Origin of the sequence: Streptomyces pratensis (assembly GCF_037137275.1) — a bacterium.
In the GTDB taxonomy this organism is placed as follows: domain Bacteria; phylum Actinomycetota; class Actinomycetes; order Streptomycetales; family Streptomycetaceae; genus Streptomyces; species Streptomyces pratensis_B.
Genome location: NZ_JBBBEN010000091.1, coordinates 24,205 through 41,530 on the forward strand (window position 1 = coordinate 24,205; position 17,326 = coordinate 41,530).

Below are 17,326 nucleotides of genomic sequence, written 5' to 3' on the forward strand. Positions count from 1 at the left end.
GGAGCCCGGGGGCCGGTGTCCCGGGGGCGCGGGGGCATGGGGGACGAGGACCTTGTCTCGGCTTCGGGGCGGGTTCGTGAGGCCCGATCCGCACGCCCTGACCCGCTCCCCGATCCGCCCTGATCCAGAGGAAGGCCCTTATCCGATGAGCGTGCGGCTCATGGTGGTGGACGATCACCGCCTGCTCGCCGAGGCACTCGCCTCGGCGTTGAAACTGCGCGGGCACCGGGTCCTCGCGGCAGCCGCGCCGACGTCGGGGGCGGCGGAACTGGTGGTCGGCAGGGCCCCGGAGGTCTGCCTCTTCGGTACGGCCTCGCCCGCCGCGCCAGGGGTCTTCGACCCGATCGCGCGGATCTGCCGCGAGCGCCCGCAGGTGGCGGTGGTGGTCCTCGGCCCGGTACCCAGCCCGCGAGGGATCGCCGCCGCGTTCGCCGCAGGCGCCGCGGGGTACGTCCGACACGACGAGCGCATCGAGGGCGTCGAGCGGGCCATGCTCTCGGCGCGGGCGGGGGAGAGCGCCATCGCCCCGCAGTTGCTGCGGGGGGCCTTCGCCGAACTGCTCGACCCGGTGGCCCGGCCCGACGACGAGGGGCGGCGGCTGCTCGACCTGCTCACTCCGCGGGAGGCCGAGGTGCTGGTGCGGGTCGCCGAGGGCGAGGACACCCGGCTCATCGCGGCCGGGATGCGGATCGCCCCGAGCACCGCCCGCACCCACGTCCAGCGGGTCCTGGTGAAGCTCGGCGTCGCCTCCCGGCTGGAGGCGGCCGCCCTCGCGGCCCGTACGGGGCTGCTGGAGCGGGCGGCGGGCGCGGTCGGCGCGCCGCGGGGGCCGGGCGCCCCCGAAGGGGAGCGGTGACGCCCGGCCCCCGCGGGAGGCGGCGCTGAGGCCGCCGACGGGCGGACCCGGGTGGGATCAGTCCGCGTCGGTGTCCGGTGCGGCCTCCGCCGGGGCCTGTGCGGGGCGCGGCTTCCTCCAGATCAGGAAGATCAGGCCGAGCGCCCGTAGACCAGGAACAGGCCGCCGATGATCCGCCGGATGTCGGACAGACGGGCCGCGGTCGCGGACTCGCGCTCCAGCTCGGAGACTTCCTCGTGCAGCTCGGACATGGGGTGTTCCTCCGGTCAGAGGGAGTACGGGACTAGCACAGGGCGGCGAGGACGATCGCGCCCCAGCCGGGCAGCGCGGGCTTGCGGTACCAGGCGTCGTCCGGAGCCTCGTCGGGGTCCGAGGACTCGGTCCCGTGTACCAGGCCGGCCAGTTCCGCCGCCGGCTTCGGCGCGGTGAAGTTCGATGAATGAACAGAATCATCGAGTTTCTTTGTTCGATCGTGATCGCACGTGGAGGTATATCCGTGTGCGACACCGCTTCGCCGTCAGGCGGGTGCGATCGGTGGGTGGCATTGACGGCGATGTTGCTTCGTGGTTTCTTCTGTGCAGTTATGTTTGGAGGAGTAAGTGGAGGACCCTGGTGAAGAAGACCGTGACGACCCTCGCCGACGGCCGTGAGCTGATCTACTACGACTCCGCGGCCGACACCGTGCGCGAGGCCGTCGACCGCCGGCCCCTCGACACCGTCTCCACCACGGCCGAGATCCGCCGCGACCCGCTGCTCGGTGACGCGGTCGCCGTCGCCTCGCACCGCCAGGCCCGCACCTACCACCCGCCGACAGACGCCTGCCCCCTCTGCCCCACGCGCGACGGCCGCCTCAGCGAGATCCCCGACAGCCACTACGACGTCGCCGTCTTCGAGAACCGCTTCCCCTCCCTCGCCGGGGACGCCGGCCGCTGCGAGGTCGTCTGCTTCACCTCGGACCACGACGCGTCCTTCGCCGACCTCACCGAGGAACAGGCCGCCCTCGTCCTCGCCGCCTGGACCGACCGCACCGCCGCGCTCGCCGCACTCGGCCAGGTCACCCAGGTCTTCTGCTTCGAGAACCGCGGCGCGGAGATCGGCGTCACCCTCGGCCACCCGCACGGCCAGATCTACGGCTACCCCTTCGTCACCCCGCGCACCGGGCTGATGCTCGCCTCCGCCGCCCGCCACCGTGAGGAGAGCGGCCGCAACCTCTTCGACGACGTGGTCGCCCGCGAGGAGGAGGACGGCTCTCGCGTCGTCCTCGCCACCGGCCACTGGATCGCCTACGTCCCCTACGCGGCGCACTGGCCCTACGAGGTCCACCTCCACCCCCGCCGACGCGTCCCCGACCTGCGGGAGCTGGACGAGGGCGCGCGGGAGGAGTTCCCCCGGGTCTATCTGGAACTCCTGAGGCGCTTCGACCGGATCTTCGGCGCGGGCGAGCCGCCGACGCCGTACATCTCCGCCTGGCACCAGGCGCCGTTCGAGACCCCCGGGCGCGAGGACTTCGCCCTGCATCTGGAGCTTTTCACCATTCGCCGGACGTCCGGCAAGCTGAAGTTCCTCGCGGGCTCCGAGTCCGGCATGAGCGTGTTCATCAACGACGTGCCGCCGGAAGCCGCGGCCCAGCGACTGCGAGAGGTAGCGAGCACATGAGCAACCCCCCGAAGAAGTACCTGGTCACCGGTGGCGCCGGATACGTGGGCAGCGTGGTGGCCCAGCACCTGTTGGAGGCCGGGCACACGGTGACCGTCCTGGACGACCTCTCCACCGGCTTCCGCGCAGGCGTCCCGGCCGGGGCCGCGTTCGTCGAGGGCCGCGTTCAGGACGCCGCCCGCTGCCTGGACGCCTCCTACGACGGGGTCCTGCACTTCGCCGCCTTCTCCCAGGTCGGCGAGTCCGTCCGCGACCCCGAGAAGTACTGGGTGAACAACGTCGGCGGCACCGCCTGCCTGCTCGCCGCGATGCGCGACCACGGGGTGCGCACCCTCGTCTTCTCCTCCACCGCCGCCACCTACGGCGAACCGGCCTCCAACCCCGTCACCGAGTCCGCCCCCACCGCTCCCACCAGCCCGTACGGCGCCTCCAAGCTGGCCGTCGACCACATGATCGCCGGCGAGGCCGCCGCCCACGGGCTGGCCGCCGTCTCGCTGCGCTACTTCAACGTGGCCGGAGCGTACGGGCGCCTCGGCGAACGCCACGCCCCCGAGACCCATCTCATCCCGCTGGTCCTCCAGGTGGCCCTGGGACAACGGGAGTCGATCTCCGTCTACGGCGACGACTACCCCACCCCGGACGGCACCTGCGTCCGCGACTACATCCATGTCGCCGACCTCGCCGAGGCTCATCTCCTGGCCCTGGGCGCGGCCGCCCCGGGCGAGCACCTGATCTGCAACCTCGGCAACGGCAACGGCTTCTCGGTCCGCGAGGTCATCGAGACCGTCCGCAAGGTCACCGGCCACCCCGTCCCCGAGACCGCCGCACCCCGCCGGGGAGGCGACCCGGCCGTCCTCGTTGCCTCCGCCGCCACCGCCGTCGAACGCCTCGGCTGGCAGCCCACCCGCGCCGACCTGGCCGGAATCATCGCCGACGCCTGGCAGTTCGCCCGCCGAGAGGAGCCGGCCGCCCCATGACCGAGACCACCGCACCGCCCGCGACCGACCCGGCCGCCGTCTTCGCCGAGCTGTACGGGCACAAGCCGCACGGCGTCTGGGCGGCACCCGGACGAGTGAACCTCATCGGCGAGTACACCGACTTCAACGACGGCTTCGTCCTGCCGCTCGCCCTCCCGCACACCGCCCGCGCCGCCGTCTCCCCCCGCACCGACGGCGTCCTGCGCGTGTACTCCCACGACGTGCCCGGCGGCGTCGTCTCCCTCCACGCCGGGGAGCTGACCCCGCGCTCCGGCCACGGCTGGGCCGCCTACCCGGCGGGCGTCTGGTGGGCGCTGCGCGAGGCCGGGCACCCGGTCACCGGCGCGGACATCGCCCTCACGTCGACCGTGCCCACCGGAGCCGGCCTCTCCTCGTCCGCCGCCCTCGAAGTCGTCACCGCCCTGGCCCTCAGCGACCTCTACGACCTCCGGCTGAGCGCCGCCGAGCTGGCCGTGACCGGCCGCCGCGCCGAGAACGCATTCGTCGGCGTGCCCTGCGGGATCATGGACCAGATGGCGTCCGCCTGCTGCACCGAGGGCCACGCCCTGCATCTGGACACCCGCGACCTGACCCTGCGCCAGGTCCCCTTCGACCTGGCCGCCCACGGCCTGACGCTGCTGGTCGTGGACACCCGGGTCCAGCACGCGCTGGGCGACGGCGCGTACGCGCGGCGCCGGTCCGCCTGCGAGGAGGGCGCGCGGCTGCTCGGCATACCCATGCTGCGCGACCTCCCCCACGACGGTCTCGACGCGGCCCTCGCCGCCCTCGCCGACGCCGGGGCGGACGCGTCCGTCATCCGCTGCGTACGCCACGTCGTCGGCGACAACCGCCGGGTCGAGCAGATCATCGCGCTGCTGGAGGCGGGCGACGTCCGGGCGGCGGGCCCCGTCCTGAACGAGGGACACCGCTCGCTCCGCGACGATCTGCGGGTCTCCTGCCCGGAGTTGGACCTGGTGGTCGCGGCGGCGAACGAGGCAGGGGCGCTCGGGGCGCGGATGACCGGCGGCGGCTTCGGCGGCTCCGCCCTCGTCCTGGTCGAGGAGGAGACGGCCGACGCGGTCGCGCGGGCCGTCACCAAGGCGTTCGCCGGGGCGGGACACACCGCTCCGGGGATCTTCGCCGCCGTCCCCTCGCCCGGCGCGCGCCGACTGCGGTGAGCCCGGCCGTTCACAGCCGTTTCACGAGGATGAACTCGGTGACGCCCGGCGGGTAGTCCTCGACCCGGCCGATCTCCTCGTAACCCTGCTTCCGGTAGAAGTCGGGGGCCTGGAAGTCCCAGGTCTCCAGCCGGGAGCGGGTGCAGGCGCGTTCGGCGCGGGCCGTCCGCTCGGCCTCGGCGAGCAGCCGTGCGCCGAGGCCGCCCCCGCGGTGCGGGGCGTCGACCCAGAGCAGGTCGACGTGGAGCCAGTACCCCCAGGTCCGCCCCGTCAGCCCGCCGGCGATGGCGCCGTGTTCGTCCAGTGCCCACACCTCCAGGGGCACTTCGTGCTCGCCGGAGGTGGTCAGCAGCGCGCGCAGACGGGCCGAAGCCGCCAGATTGTCCTGGTGCAGACGCCCGCTCAGCAGAATGCGACGTTCTTTGTCTACTTCTGTCTCAAGGCGGAACATGAAACACACCCTAAACATCTGAGCCGACCAGTTCCGCGCACACCCTCCCTCCCGCGGCCCCCGCCCGTACGCTGAGGGCCAGCACCGGTGGGGGCCGGTGCGGACGCAGGGGGCGAGAGCGTACGGGCACCGCGCCGGGGCGGGGCGGCGGGACGGTGCACGGCGGCGGCCGGCGGCACCCAGGCCGCCCCTTTGTCCCCGGCGCCGCCCCCGGCGCTGTCCGCCCCCACCGATGGGGGTGGCTGTGGCGCGTATCCGGGTCCTGGTGGTCGACGACCACCGCATCTTCGCCGAGTCGCTCGCGGCGGCCCTCGCGGCCGAACCGGATGTGGACGTGGCGGCGGCGGGCAGCGGCCCGGCCGCGCTGCGCGCGCTGGAGCGGGCGGACGCGGAGGGGCGTGCGTACGACGTCATGCTGGTCGACGCCGAGCTCGGCGTCCGCGCGACCGGAGGCGGGGGCGCCGCTCCCGCACCCCGGCCGGAGGGCGCGGACCACGCCGACGGCATCTCGCTGGTCGCTCAGGTGCTCGCGGACCGGCCCGCCGTGCGGTCGGTCGTCCTGGCGGAGAAGGACGACCCGCGGCGCGCGGCGCGGGCCCTCCAGGCGGGGGCCGCGGGCTGGGTGGCCAAGGACTCCTCGCTGCAACGGCTGCTCGCGGTGGTCCGGGGGGTGCTGCGCGACGAGACGCACCTGCCGCCCGCCCTGCTCACCGGCGTTCTGCGGGAGCTGACCGACGCCCGCAAGCACCGCACCGACAGCGAGCGGCTGGTGGAGTCGCTGACGCCCCGCGAGCGCGAGGTGCTGCGCTGCATGGTGGCGGGGCTCGGCCGCAAGGCGGTCGCCGAGCGGCTGTTCCTCTCCCCGCACACGGTGCGCACCCATATGCAGAACGTCCTGGGCAAGCTCGGGGTGCACTCGACCCTGGCGGCGGTGGCGCTGGCGCGCCGCTCCGGGGTGGGCCCCGCCGCGGACCCGCTAGGGAATGTTGTCGAACGGGGCGGTCAACTGACGTAGCAGACCCGCCAGTTCACCGCGTTGCTGGCGGGACAGCTCGCCGAGGATGGCCCGCTCCTGGTCGAGCAGCCCGGCCAGTGACTGGTCGGCCTTGTCGCGCCCCTCCGCGGTGAGCCGCACGAGGACGCCCCGCCGGTCGTTCGGGTCGGGCAGCCGCTCGACGAGGTTCCTCTTGGCGAGCCGGTCGATGCGGTTGGTCATCGTGCCCGAGGTGACCAGGGTCTGGGTCAGCAGCTGCCCGGGGGAGAGCTGGTACGGGGGCCCGGCCCGGCGCAGGGAGGTGAGCACGTCGAACTCCCACGGCTCCAGCTGGTGCTCGGCGAAGGCGGTGCGGCGGGCCCGGTCGAGGTGGCGTGCCAGGCGGGAGACGCGGCTGAGCACCTCGAGTGGTTCCACGTCGAGGTCGGGGCGCTCGCGGCGCCATGCAGCGACCAGTCGGTCGACCTCGTCCTCCATGTCGATCAGTGTAGAGGGTCTGTCGACATGAAGTCTCTTGAATTCAAGTGTCTTGACGTCGAGAGACCGTGGAACGGTCCTGCCTCGACCGCACCGGTCCGGTTCTGTCCGCCGTTCCGCGGCCTCGCCGCCGCCCCGCCACCGCCCCCGGGGTCAGTTCTTGCGGTGCCCTATCAGTCGCGGCTTCGCCTCAAGGTTCTCCAGGCCGTGCCAGCACAGGTTCACCAGATGGGCCGCGACCTCCGCCTTCGGCGGATTGCGCACGTCCAGCCACCACTGACCCGTCAGCGCCACCATCCCCACCAGCGCCTGCGCGTACAGCGGGGCCAGCTTCGGATCGAACCCCCGCGCCTTGAACTCCAGGCCGAGAATGTCCTCCACCTGCGTGGCGATGTCGCTGATCAGCGACGCGAACGTGCCCGTGGACTGCGCCACCGGCGAATCCCGGACCAGGATGCGGAAACCGTCCGTGTAGGACTCGATGTAGTCCAGCAGCGCGAACGCCGCCTGCTCCAGCAGCTCCCGCGGATGCCCCGCCGTGAGCGCCCCGGTCACCATGTCCAGCAGCCGCCGCATCTCGCGGTCGACCACGACGGCGTACAGGCCCTCCTTGCCGCCGAAGTGCTCGTACACCACCGGCTTGGAGACCCCGGCGCGCGCCGCGATCTCCTCCACCGACGTCCCCTCGAAACCCTTGTCGGCGAACAGGGTCCGCCCGATGTCCAGCAGCTGCTCCCGGCGTTCCTTCCCCGTCATCCGGACCCGACGGGCCCGCCGGGCGGGGGAGGCCCCGCTGTTCTCGCTGCTCATGCTGGAGTCGGTCGCCACGTCGCCAATCATGCCGCGTCGGCCGGTGCGGGCGTGCGCCGGGAGTCGATGCGCGAGGCGTCCGGCCACCGCACGTCGTGCGCCCAGCCCAGCTTCTCGAACCAGCGGATCAGCCGCGCGCTGGAGTCGATCTGGCCCCTCATCACCCCGTGCCGGGCGCTCGTCGGGTCCGCGTGGTGCAGGTTGTGCCACGACTCGCCGCACGACAGCACCGCCAGCCACCACACGTTCCCCGACCGGTCGCGCGACTTGAACGGACGCTTGCCGACCGCGTGGCAGATCGAGTTGATCGACCAGGTGACGTGGTGCAGCAGCGCGACCCGGACCAGCGACCCCCAGAAGAAGGCCGTCGCCGCCCCCCACCACGACATCGTCACCAGACCGCCGACCAGCGGAGGAATCGCCAGCGAGACGATGGTGAACGAGAGGAAGTGGCGCGAGATGCCACGGATCGCCGGGTCCTTGATCAGATCGGGGGCGTACTTCTCCTGCGGCGTCCGCTCCTCGTCGAACATCCAGGCGATGTGCGCCCACCACAGCCCCTTCATCAGGGCCGGCAGGGTCTCCCCGAACCGCCACGGCGAATGCGGGTCCCCCTCAGCGTCCGAGAACCGGTGGTGCTTGCGGTGATCGGCCACCCACCGCACCAGCGGCCCCTCCACCGCCAGCGAACCCGCCACCGCCAACGCGATCCGCAGCGGACGCCTCGCCTTGAAGGCGCCGTGCGTGAAATACCGGTGGAAACCGATCGTGATGCCGTGGCAGCCGATGAAGTACATCGCCGTCAACAGCCCCAGATCCAGCCAGCTCACCCCCCGCCCCCACGCCAGCGGCACCGCGGCCGCCAGGGCCAGGAACGGCACCACGATGAACACCAGCAGCGCCAGCTGCTCGATCGACCGCTTCCGGTCCCCGCCGAGCGTGGCGGGAGGGAGAGCGGAGGCGGACGGATCGGTTCCGTCGAGCACATGGGGAGTGGTCGGCATAGAGAGGTCCCCCGGAGGGTGAGGAAGCAGAACACGGACGGCCCTGGCTACGGTTCCGTAACCTACGGCTTGGTAAGTATGGCAGTGACGGGGCCCACAACACGAGAGGCCGGACCAGCCCGTCGCAGCGCGGTAGCGCGCCCGTCCTCTGGGTAGGGGCCCAGGGCACCAGGCGTCCAGCGGCGCCCGCGCCCCCACCAGGGCAGCGGACACGCCGACCGCGACGCCACCTATCCTGGGAGGGTCGGACAGCGCGGTCCGCACCCGCTCGTCGGGGCGTGGCGACAGCACCGCTGCCAGCCGCAGAACCCCGGGCCCCGCCCAGCCGTCCCCCATCGCCACCCACGGCGGGAACGGCGAAGCGAACGCACCTCCTCATTCACTGCAAGGAGCCGCACACTGTGAGCAGTGCCGACCAGACCTCTGCCGCCAGCCCCGCGCTGCGCGCCGACATCCGCCGCCTCGGCGACCTCCTCGGTGAGACCCTCGTACGCCAGGAGGGCCAGGAGCTCCTCGACCTCGTCGAGCGGGTACGCGCCCTGACCCGCACCGACGGCGAAGCAGCGGCCGAACTCCTCGGCGACACGGAACTGGAGACCGCGGCGCAACTCGTCCGCGCCTTCTCCACCTACTTCCACCTCGCCAACGTCACCGAGCAGGTCCACCGCGCCCACGAGATGCGCGACCGCCGCTCCGCCGAAGGCGGACTGCTGGCCCGCACGGCCGACATGCTCAAGGACGCCGACCCCGAACACCTGCGCGAGACGGTCAAGAACCTCAACGTCCGACCCGTCTTCACCGCCCACCCCACAGAGGCCGCCCGCCGCTCGGTGCTGAACAAGCTCCGCCGCATCGCCGAGCTCCTGGAAACGCCGGTCGTCGACGCCGACCGCCGCCGCCACGACCGCCGCCTCGCCGAGAACATCGACCTCATCTGGCAGACCGACGAACTCCGCGTCGTCCGTCCCGAGCCCGCAGACGAGGCCCGCAACGCCATCTACTACCTCGACGAACTGCACGCAGAGGCCGTCGGCGACGTCCTGGAGGACCTCGCCGCCGAACTCGAACGCGTCGGCGTCGAACTGCCCGCCGGCACCCGCCCCCTCACCTTCGGCACCTGGATCGGCGGCGACCGCGACGGCAACCCCAACGTGACGCCCGCCGTCACCTGGGACATCCTGATCCTCCAGCACGAGCACGGCATCACCGACGCCCTCGACCTGATCGACTACCTGCGCGGACTCCTCTCCAACTCCATCCGCTACGCCGGGGCCACCGAGGAACTCCTCACCTCCCTCCAGGCCGACCTGGAAAGCCTCCCCGAGATCAGCCCCCGCTACAAGCGGCTCAACGCGGAAGAGCCCTACCGGCTCAAGGCCACCTGCATCCGCCAGAAGCTCGTCAACACCCGCGAACGCCTCGCCAAGGGCACGCCCCACCGCCCCGGCTGCGACTACCTCGGCACCGCCGAACTCATCGCCGACCTGGAACTCATCCAGACCTCGCTCCGCGAGCACAAGGGCGGACTCTTCGCCGACGGCCGCATGGACCGCACCATCCGCACCCTGTCCGCCTTCGGCCTCCAGCTCGCCACCATGGACGTCCGCGAACACGCCGACGCCCACCATCACGCCCTCGGCCAGCTCTTCGACCGGCTCGGCGAGGAATCCTGGCGCTACGCCGACATGCCCCGCGACTACCGGCAGAAGCTCCTCGCCAAGGAACTCCGCTCCCGCCGGCCGCTGGCGCCCACCCCGGCCCCGCTCGACGCGGCCGGCGAGAAGACCCTCGGCGTCTTCCACACCATCAAGCAGGCCTTCGAACGCTTCGGCCCCGAAGTCATCGAGTCCTACATCATCTCGATGTGCCAGGGCGCCGACGACGTCTTCGCCGCCGCCGTCCTCGCCCGCGAAGCCGGCCTCATCGACCTCCACGCCGGCTGGGCCACGATCGGCATCGTCCCGCTCCTGGAGACCACCGACGAGCTGCGCGCCGCCGACGTCATCCTCGACGAGATGCTCGCCGACCCCTCCTACCGCCGCCTCGTCTCCCTGCGCGGCGACGTCCAGGAGGTCATGCTCGGCTACAGCGACTCCTCCAAGTTCGGCGGCATCACCACCTCCCAGTGGGAGATCCACCGCGCCCAGCGCCGCCTGCGCGACGTCGCCCACCGCTACGGGGTACGCCTGCGCCTCTTCCACGGCCGCGGCGGCACCGTCGGCCGCGGCGGCGGCCCCTCCCACGACGCGATCCTCGCCCAGCCCTGGGGCACCCTGGAAGGCGAGATCAAGGTCACAGAGCAGGGCGAGGTCATCTCCGACAAGTACCTCATCCCCGCCCTCGCCCGCGAGAACCTGGAGCTGACCGTCGCGGCCACCCTCCAGGCCTCCGCCCTGCACACCGCGCCCCGCCAGTCCGACGAGTCCCTCGCCCGCTGGGACGCGGCCATGGACACCGTCTCCGACGCGGCCCACGGCGCCTACCGCAAGCTCGTCGAAGACCCCGACCTGCCCGCGTACTTCCTCGCCTCCACCCCGGTGGACCAGCTCGCCGACCTGCACCTGGGCTCACGGCCCTCCCGCCGCCCCGGCTCCGGCGTCTCGCTCGACGGCCTGCGAGCCATCCCGTGGGTCTTCGGCTGGACCCAGTCCCGCCAGATCGTCCCCGGCTGGTACGGCGTCGGCTCCGGCCTCAAGGCCCTGCGCGAAGCGGGCCTCGGCACCGTCCTGGAAGAAATGCACCAGCAGTGGCACTTCTTCCGGAACTTCATCTCCAACGTCGAGATGACCCTCGCCAAGACCGACCTGCGCATCGCCCGGCACTACGTCGACACGCTCGTCCCCGACGAGCTGAAGCACGTCTTCGACGCCATCGAGGCCGAGCACGCGCTGACCGTCAGGGAAGTCCTCAAGGTCACCGGCTCCACCGAACTGCTCGGCACCAGCCCGGTGCTCCAGCAGACCTTCTCCATCCGCGACGCCTACCTGGACCCGATCTCCTACCTCCAGGTCTCCCTGCTCGCCCGCCAGCGCCAGGCCGCAGAACGCGGCGAAGAACCCGACCCGCTGCTCTCCCGCGCCCTGCTGCTCACCGTCAACGGCGTCGCGGCAGGCCTGCGGAACACCGGCTGACCCGCAGCCACCCGAACGACACCGGCACCGACCGGACGCAGACCGACCGACGGCCGGGGCGGCCCCGCTACAACGCGACGAACGTCGCCACCAGCAGGGCCGCCCCGGCCGTACCCACACCCCACGCCGTCCGCACCAGCCGCAGTCCGCCGCCGATCACGAAAGCGGCCATCAGCATCGCCCCGCCCAACGGCAGCCACGCATGCAGAAAGCCCGGCGTCCCCGTGCGCACCACCGCATCGGAACCGGGCTTCACCACCACCGGAAAACGATCCCCCTGCCGCGCCGCGACCGACCGCTCCACCGTCACCCGCGCCCGCGCCGCCGCCCCGGCGTCCGGCTCGAACGCACCGGCGCACACCTCCTCACCGCACCTCGTCACCGTCACCGTGCCGTGCTCACGGCCCTCGGACAGAACGACATGACGGGCGGTGTTCCACGACGACCACGCACCCGCGACGAGCAGCACCAGGACGACCAGCACCAGCGCGGCCCGGCGGCCCACGAGCGTCGCACGGTGGGAAGAGCTCCGTTTCATGGGGGCAGATCCTTGGCCAGACCCCTGCCCCAGGTCAACCTGTGGCCAGAAAGAGCCGCACCCGCCCCCGCGGAATCAGGAGTTGTACGCGCTCTGCGCCCGCTCCAGACCCTCCGCCAGCAGACACTCCACCGCATCCGCCGACCGGTCCACCAGGAACGCCAGCTCCTTGCGCTCGGTCGAAGAGAAATCCTTCAGCACGAAATCCGCCACCTGCATCCGCCCCGGCGGCCGGCCGATCCCGAACCGCACCCGGTGGTAGTCCGCGCCCATCGCCTTCGTCATCGACTTCAGCCCGTTGTGCCCGTTGTCACCGCCGCCCAGCTTCAGCCGCAGCACCCCGTAGTCCACGTCCAGCTCGTCGTGGACCGCCACGATGTGGCCCAGCGGCACCTTGTAGAAGTCCCGCAACGCGTTCACCGGCCCGCCCGACAGATTCATGTAGGCCATCGGCTTTACCAGAACCACCCGACGGCTCCCCGGACCCGGCGGACCCACCCGCCCCTCCACCACCTGCGCCTGCGCCTTCTGCGCCCGCTTGAACTTCCCGCCGATCCGCTCCGCGAGCAGATCGGCGACCATGAAACCGACGTTGTGCCGGTTCGCCGCGTATTCGGGACCCGGATTCCCCAGTCCCACGATGAGCCAGGGGTCGGTGGCGTCGGACATCAGCGCTCGGTCTCCTCGCGTACGGACGGTCGCATGGGGCAGGACGGATTCCACAGGCAGACGGGGCGGCGGCCCCCGGTAAGGAAACCGCCGCCCCGTCGGTCACACAGGTGGAGCAGATGGAACAGGTGAAGCAGGCCGCGCCGACGCGGCTGAGGATCAGGCCTCCGAGGCAGCCTCGTCCGCGGACGGCTCCTCGGCCTGCGCCGAGACGACCTGGAGCACGATGGCGTCCTCGTCACCGGCCAGCACGGAGCCCTTCGGCAGCGGGATGTCCTTCGCGACGATCGAGTCACCGGCCTCCAGGCCCGCGACGGAGACCGTCACCGACTCGGGAATGTGGGTCGCCTCGGCCTCGACGAGCAGCGTGTTGAGCACGTACTCCAGCAGGTTCGCACCCGGCGCCAGGTCGCCCTCTGCGTGCACCGCGATCTCGACGTTGACCTTCTCGCCGCGCGTCACGGTCAGCAGGTCGACGTGCTCGATGGTGCCCTTCAGGGGGTGACGCTGCACGGCCTTCGGGATGACCAGCGCGTCCTTGCCGTCGATCTCCAGACCGATCAGCACGTTGGCCGTACGCAGAGCCAGCAGCAGATCGTGACCCGGCAGCGCCACGTGGACCGGCTCGGCGCCGTGACCGTAAACGACCGCGGGAACCTGGTCGGCACGACGGATACGGCGGGCAGCGCCCTTGCCGAACTCGGTACGGACCTCGGTGGCGAGCTTGATCTCAGCCATGGTTGCACTCCTCGTCAGGTGACAGGACCGTCGGACGACGGAACTCGAACGGTCACCCGGCCCACGACAGGCCTGCTACGAAGAGCGCGTCGATAACGGACAGCCGTACACACGGGTACGGCCTCCCTCGCCGAGCAACTCGCTGAGTCTACCCGGCGGGGAGGCCGCACCCCAAAGTGGATCAACCGCAGGCAGTCAGCCCTGCTCCTCGAAGAGGCTCGTCACCGAACCGTCCTCGAACACCTCACGCACCGCACGCGCGATCGTCGGCGCGATCGACAGCACCGTGATCTTGTCCAGCTCCAGCTCACCCGGCGTCGGCAGCGTGTCCGTGAACACGAACTCACTCACCTTCGAGTTCTTCAGCCGGTCCGCCGCCGGACCCGACAGCACCCCGTGCGTCGCCGTCACGATGACGTCCTCGGCGCCGTGCGCGAACAGCGCGTCCGCGGCGGCGCAGATCGTGCCACCGGTGTCGATCATGTCGTCGACCAGCACACACACCCGGCCCTCGACGTTACCCACGACCTCATGGACGCTGACCTGGTTCGGCACGTCCTTGTCACGCCGCTTGTGCACGATCGCCAGCGGCGCGTCCAACCGGTCGCACCAACGGTCGGCGACCCGCACCCGGCCCGCGTCCGGCGACACCACCGTCAGCTTGGAGCGGTCCACCTTCGCACCCACGTAGTCCGCCAGGATCGGCAGCGCGAACAGATGGTCCACCGGGCCGTCGAAGAAACCCTGGATCTGGTCCGTGTGCAGATCGACGGTGAGAATGCGGTCCGCGCCCGCCGCCTTCATCAGATCCGCCACCAGACGGGCCGAGATCGGCTCACGGCCACGGTGCTTCTTGTCCTGGCGGGCATACCCGTAGAACGGCACGATCACCGTGATCGAACGGGCCGACGCGCGCTTCAGCGCGTCCAGCATGATCAACTGCTCCATGATCCACTTGTTGATCGGAGCCGTGTGGCTCTGGATCAGGAAACAGTCCGCGCCGCGAGCGGACTCCTGGAACCGCACATAGATCTCACCGTTGGCGAAATCGAAAGCCTTCGTCGGCACGAGACCGACACCCAGCTTATGGGCGACCTCCTCGGCCAGCTCGGGGTGGGCGCGGCCGGAGAAGAGCATCAGTTTCTTCTCGCCGGTCGTCTTGATCCCGGTCACAGCACAGTCTCCTCAGACGTGTATCTGGCGCTGCACGCATAGGTCCCCATGTGCAACCAGCCAGCCGAAATGGGTGAGCATGTATCACGGTACGCCGTCACCGGCGCGCCTGTTTCCGGTCAGCTTTCGCTCCCGGCCTCCCGCGACGACGCCTGAGCGGCCTGAGCGGCGGCGCTCCCGGGGCGCTTGCGGGCCACCCAACCCTCGATATTCCGCTGCTGGCCCCGGGCCACGGCCAGCGAGCCCGCCGGCACGTCCTTCGTGATGACCGACCCGGCGGCCGTGTACACGCCGTCCCCGACCGTGACCGGCGCCACAAACATATTGTCCGATCCCGTACGGCAGTGGGAGCCGATCGTCGTGTGGTGCTTGGCCACCCCGTCGTAGTTCACGAACACGCTGGCCGCACCGATGTTCGTGTGATCGCCGATCGTCGCGTCGCCCACATAACTCAGGTGCGGGACCTTCGTCCCCTCGCCCACCGTCGCGTTCTTCATCTCCACGTACGTACCGGCCTTCGCCTGCGCCCCCAGCCGCGTCCCCGGCCGCAGATACGCGTACGGCCCCACCGTCGCCCCCGGTCCCACCTCGGCCGTGTCCGTCACCGAGTTGTCCACCCGGGCGCCCGCGTGCACCACGGTGTCCTTGAGCCGCGTGTTCGGCCCCACCTCGCAGTCCTCCGCGAGATGCGTCGACCCCAGCAACTGCGTCCCCGGCTGCACGACCGCGTCCCGCTCGTACGTCACCGTCACGTCGATCAGCGTGGACGCCGGGTCCACCACCGTCACACCCGCCAGCATCGCCCGCTCCAGCAGCCGCCCGTTCAGCAGCCGCCGCGCCTCGGCCAGCTGCAGCCGGTTGTTGATCCCCAGGATCTCCCGGTGGTCGCCCGCCACGGACGCCCCGACCCGGTGCCCGGCCTCCCGCAGGATCGAGAGCACATCGGTGAGGTACTCCTCGCCCTGGCTGTTGTCCGTGCGCACCTTGCCGAGCGCCTCGCCCAGCAGCCGCCCGTCGAACGCGAACACCCCGGAGTTGATCTCCCGGATCGCCCGCTGCTCCTCGGTGGCGTCCTTGTGCTCGACGATCTCGGTGACCGCGCCGGAGGCCGCGTCGCGCACGATGCGGCCGTAGCCGGTGGAGTCGGGGACCTCGGCGGTCAGGACGGTGACCGCGTTGGCGTCGGCGGCATGGGTGGCGGCGAGCGCGCCGAGCGTCGCCCCGGACAGCAGCGGGGTGTCGCCGCAGACGACGATCACGGTGCCCTCGACGGTCCCGCCGAGCTCCTCGAGGCCCATGCGGACCGCGTGCCCGGTCCCGTTCTGCTCGGCCTGGTAGGCGGTGCGCACGGGGGCGTCACCGGCGTTCAGGTGCGCGGTGACCTGCTCACTCGCGTGGCCGACGACCACCACGAGGTGCTGGGGGTCCAGCTCGCGGGCGGCGGCGACGACATGACCGACGAGCGAACGCCCGGAGATCTCGTGGAGGACCTTGGGCGTCTTCGACTTCATGCGGGTGCCCTCACCCGCTGCGAGGACGACGACGGCTGCCGGGCTGGTTGCGCTCACGGATGGGCCCTTCGGCTTCGGGTGGTGGTCATCCGCAGGATACCGGGGGTGTTTGCGCAGGAAACGGGGGCGGGCCCCGACCGGAGTGGTCGGGGCCCGCTGGTGTGCTCCCGGGGAAGGAATCGAACCCTCATTCAATGGACCAAAACCATTTGTCCTGCCATTAGACGACCCGGGATGGTATGGCGGACTATGTCCGATTTTCTTGATCGGCTTGTTTCGCAGCACCTACTATGCCGCACCACGCACCCTCGATGCGACGGTACAGCTCGGCACTTTTCAGTACCCGCACCGCGAGGCAGCCTCGGTAGCCGTCGCCGACGTTCTTCCGGTTGGTCCTGGGCGAGTGCTTCTTGAGGGATGTCTTGCCGAACGCCGAAGGGGTGGCGCCGGTGAGCGAGAGCCAGTACCGCTCGGCTGCCGCGACGTCCGCGCTCTCGTGGATGTGGACGTGGAAGCGCAGATGCTCCTGGGCTACGCCCAACAGGCGAAGCCAGGTGAGAAAGACCGTGATCATGCCGGGGTCGCTGTTGACGAAGGTGACCCGCTCCTGGGTGCGGTACGGCTTGGACTTGGAGCCCTCCGCCCAGTAGAGGCCCACGCCCAGCAGGAAGAGCTCGCGGCCGGTCATCGCCCCGACCTCGTCCGCCGCACTCCGCCGGGCGGCCCGGCGCTCCGCCTCGCGCCGCTGGAGCGTGGCCTCCCAGCCGCGCCGCCCGATGGCGGAGGACTCCTCCCGGGTGCGCCTGCGCTCCGGCTTCGGCAGATCCCGCACCCACAGCGAGATCGACCCTTTCGAGCACCCCAGCTCCACCTGGATCTGGTCGTAGGTCATGCCCTGGAGGCGCAGCTCCCTGGCCCTGGCCCGTACGTCGTCCTTGGCGCGGGGGCGCTTCGTCCACTCGGGGGCCGGCTCGCCGTCGAGGAGGCGGTTGAGGAGGTCGTTGTTGTCCACGTGGAGCCGGTCGCGGATCTGGCGGCGGCTCATCCCCTCCCGGCGCAGCGCCACCGCCCGTTCGCGCAGGCCCTCGAAGTCGGCGTACTTGCGTGTGGTCTCCGTCATGCGGTGATGCTCGTCCGATTTCCGGACGAGTGGGTCGAAAGTG

16 protein-coding genes, 1 tRNA gene and 1 pseudogene are annotated in these 17,326 nt (G+C 71.3%); 6 read left to right on the top strand and 12 right to left on the bottom strand.

Annotated elements, in window-relative coordinates:
* Positions 1-145: 145 nt before the first annotated feature.
* Positions 146-856 carry a helix-turn-helix transcriptional regulator gene (locus V9U70_RS16255; protein ID WP_336675936.1) on the top strand — a complete coding sequence of 237 codons (711 nt, stop codon included), beginning with the start codon at positions 146-148 and terminating at the stop codon, positions 854-856.
* Between the two features lie 57 nt (positions 857-913).
* On the opposite strand, the pseudogene V9U70_RS16260 reads toward V9U70_RS16255, so the two are convergent.
* Positions 914-1,107 (bottom strand): annotated as a pseudogene (locus V9U70_RS16260) (hypothetical protein).
* A 361-nt stretch (positions 1,108-1,468) separates the two neighbouring features.
* Between V9U70_RS16260 and galT the strand changes: the two are divergent.
* The 3 genes from galT to galK are packed head-to-tail and all read left to right on the top strand — an operon-like array spanning position 1,469 to position 4,667.
* Positions 1,469-2,512, top strand: a complete 1,044-nt coding sequence (gene galT, locus V9U70_RS16265) for a galactose-1-phosphate uridylyltransferase (protein WP_336675937.1) — start codon at positions 1,469-1,471, stop codon at positions 2,510-2,512.
* Positions 2,509-3,489 carry a UDP-glucose 4-epimerase GalE gene (galE, locus tag V9U70_RS16270; RefSeq protein WP_336675939.1) on the top strand — a complete coding sequence of 327 codons (981 nt, stop codon included), beginning with the start codon at positions 2,509-2,511 and terminating at the stop codon, positions 3,487-3,489. The genes galT and galE overlap by 4 nt, the downstream gene beginning before the upstream one ends.
* Positions 3,486-4,667, top strand: a complete 1,182-nt coding sequence (gene galK / locus V9U70_RS16275) for a galactokinase (protein ID WP_336675940.1) — start codon at positions 3,486-3,488, stop codon at positions 4,665-4,667. Before galE ends, galK begins: the two co-directional genes overlap by 4 nt.
* Positions 4,668-4,677: 10 nt before the next feature.
* On the opposite strand, the gene V9U70_RS16280 is transcribed toward galK, so the two are convergent.
* On the bottom strand, positions 4,678-5,118 hold the full coding sequence (locus V9U70_RS16280; protein ID WP_336675941.1) for a GNAT family N-acetyltransferase: 441 nt from the start codon (positions 5,116-5,118) through the stop codon (positions 4,678-4,680).
* Positions 5,119-5,350: 232 nt separating this feature from the next.
* Here V9U70_RS16280 and V9U70_RS16285 point away from each other — a divergent pair, with 232 nt between their 5' ends.
* A complete protein-coding gene (locus tag V9U70_RS16285; RefSeq protein WP_336675943.1) occupies positions 5,351-6,133 on the top strand; it encodes a response regulator transcription factor in 783 nt (260 codons plus the stop codon).
* Here V9U70_RS16285 and V9U70_RS16290 read toward each other — a convergent pair.
* The 3 genes from V9U70_RS16290 to V9U70_RS16300 all read right to left on the bottom strand — a co-directional run bounded on the left by V9U70_RS16290 (position 6,095) and on the right by V9U70_RS16300 (position 8,403).
* Positions 6,095-6,589: a MarR family winged helix-turn-helix transcriptional regulator gene (locus V9U70_RS16290; RefSeq protein ID WP_336675944.1), complete on the bottom strand. Its 495-nt coding sequence runs from the start codon at positions 6,587-6,589 to the stop codon at positions 6,095-6,097. The two genes, V9U70_RS16285 and V9U70_RS16290, sit on opposite strands and share 39 nt — an antisense overlap.
* 153 nt (positions 6,590-6,742) lie before the next feature.
* Positions 6,743-7,429, bottom strand: coding sequence for a TetR/AcrR family transcriptional regulator (locus tag V9U70_RS16295; RefSeq protein WP_336675946.1), 687 nt, complete (start codon positions 7,427-7,429; stop codon positions 6,743-6,745).
* On the bottom strand, positions 7,426-8,403 hold the full coding sequence (locus V9U70_RS16300) for an acyl-CoA desaturase (RefSeq protein WP_336675947.1): 978 nt from the start codon (positions 8,401-8,403) through the stop codon (positions 7,426-7,428). The genes V9U70_RS16295 and V9U70_RS16300 overlap by 4 nt, the downstream gene beginning before the upstream one ends.
* Before the next feature lie 401 nt (positions 8,404-8,804).
* Here V9U70_RS16300 and ppc point away from each other — a divergent pair, with 401 nt between their 5' ends.
* The gene (ppc, locus tag V9U70_RS16305; protein WP_336675949.1) at positions 8,805-11,534 is read left to right on the top strand and encodes a phosphoenolpyruvate carboxylase; all 2,730 of its coding nucleotides are present in this window, start codon (positions 8,805-8,807) and stop codon (positions 11,532-11,534) included.
* Between the two features lie 67 nt (positions 11,535-11,601).
* On the opposite strand, the gene V9U70_RS16310 is transcribed toward ppc, so the two are convergent.
* The 7 genes from V9U70_RS16310 to V9U70_RS16340 all read right to left on the bottom strand — a co-directional run bounded on the left by V9U70_RS16310 (position 11,602) and on the right by V9U70_RS16340 (position 17,283).
* Positions 11,602-12,072, bottom strand: coding sequence for a hypothetical protein (locus tag V9U70_RS16310; RefSeq protein ID WP_336675950.1), 471 nt, complete (start codon positions 12,070-12,072; stop codon positions 11,602-11,604).
* A gap of 75 nt (positions 12,073-12,147) precedes the next feature.
* Positions 12,148-12,741, bottom strand: coding sequence for an aminoacyl-tRNA hydrolase (pth, locus tag V9U70_RS16315; RefSeq protein WP_336675952.1), 594 nt, complete (start codon positions 12,739-12,741; stop codon positions 12,148-12,150).
* 159 nt (positions 12,742-12,900) lie between these two features.
* On the bottom strand, positions 12,901-13,479 hold the full coding sequence (locus V9U70_RS16320; protein WP_336675953.1) for a 50S ribosomal protein L25/general stress protein Ctc: 579 nt from the start codon (positions 13,477-13,479) through the stop codon (positions 12,901-12,903).
* 195 nt (positions 13,480-13,674) lie between these two features.
* Positions 13,675-14,652 carry a ribose-phosphate diphosphokinase gene (locus V9U70_RS16325; RefSeq protein ID WP_336675955.1) on the bottom strand — a complete coding sequence of 326 codons (978 nt, stop codon included), beginning with the start codon at positions 14,650-14,652 and terminating at the stop codon, positions 13,675-13,677.
* A gap of 119 nt (positions 14,653-14,771) precedes the next feature.
* Entirely contained in the window at positions 14,772-16,220 is a 1,449-nt protein-coding gene (glmU, locus tag V9U70_RS16330) for a bifunctional UDP-N-acetylglucosamine diphosphorylase/glucosamine-1-phosphate N-acetyltransferase GlmU (RefSeq protein WP_336675957.1), read from the bottom strand.
* A gap of 107 nt (positions 16,221-16,327) precedes the next feature.
* Positions 16,328-16,398, bottom strand: a tRNA-Gln gene (locus V9U70_RS16335).
* Between the two features lie 12 nt (positions 16,399-16,410).
* Positions 16,411-17,283, bottom strand: a complete 873-nt coding sequence (locus V9U70_RS16340) for a hypothetical protein (RefSeq protein WP_336675958.1) — start codon at positions 17,281-17,283, stop codon at positions 16,411-16,413.
* Positions 17,284-17,326 lie beyond the last annotated feature (43 nt).

What these genes read in the sequence shown, in the direction of transcription:
- V9U70_RS16255 (WP_336675936.1), top strand. Translation starts at nt 146, where the DNA reads ATGAGCGTGCGGCTCATGGTGGTGGACGATCACCGCCTGCTCGCCGAG.
- galE (WP_336675939.1), top strand. Translation starts at nt 2,509, where the DNA reads ATGAGCAACCCCCCGAAGAAGTACCTGGTCACCGGTGGCGCCGGATAC.
- galK (WP_336675940.1), top strand. Translation starts at nt 3,486, where the DNA reads ATGACCGAGACCACCGCACCGCCCGCGACCGACCCGGCCGCCGTCTTC.
- V9U70_RS16280 (WP_336675941.1), bottom strand. Translation starts at nt 5,118, where the DNA reads ATGTTCCGCCTTGAGACAGAAGTAGACAAAGAACGTCGCATTCTGCTG.
- V9U70_RS16285 (WP_336675943.1), top strand. Translation starts at nt 5,351, where the DNA reads ATGGGGGTGGCTGTGGCGCGTATCCGGGTCCTGGTGGTCGACGACCAC.
- V9U70_RS16290 (WP_336675944.1), bottom strand. Translation starts at nt 6,589, where the DNA reads ATGGAGGACGAGGTCGACCGACTGGTCGCTGCATGGCGCCGCGAGCGC.
- V9U70_RS16295 (WP_336675946.1), bottom strand. Translation starts at nt 7,429, where the DNA reads ATGATTGGCGACGTGGCGACCGACTCCAGCATGAGCAGCGAGAACAGC.
- V9U70_RS16300 (WP_336675947.1), bottom strand. Translation starts at nt 8,403, where the DNA reads ATGCCGACCACTCCCCATGTGCTCGACGGAACCGATCCGTCCGCCTCC.
- V9U70_RS16310 (WP_336675950.1), bottom strand. Translation starts at nt 12,072, where the DNA reads ATGAAACGGAGCTCTTCCCACCGTGCGACGCTCGTGGGCCGCCGGGCC.
- pth (WP_336675952.1), bottom strand. Translation starts at nt 12,741, where the DNA reads ATGTCCGACGCCACCGACCCCTGGCTCATCGTGGGACTGGGGAATCCG.
- V9U70_RS16320 (WP_336675953.1), bottom strand. Translation starts at nt 13,479, where the DNA reads ATGGCTGAGATCAAGCTCGCCACCGAGGTCCGTACCGAGTTCGGCAAG.
- V9U70_RS16340 (WP_336675958.1), bottom strand. Translation starts at nt 17,283, where the DNA reads ATGACGGAGACCACACGCAAGTACGCCGACTTCGAGGGCCTGCGCGAA.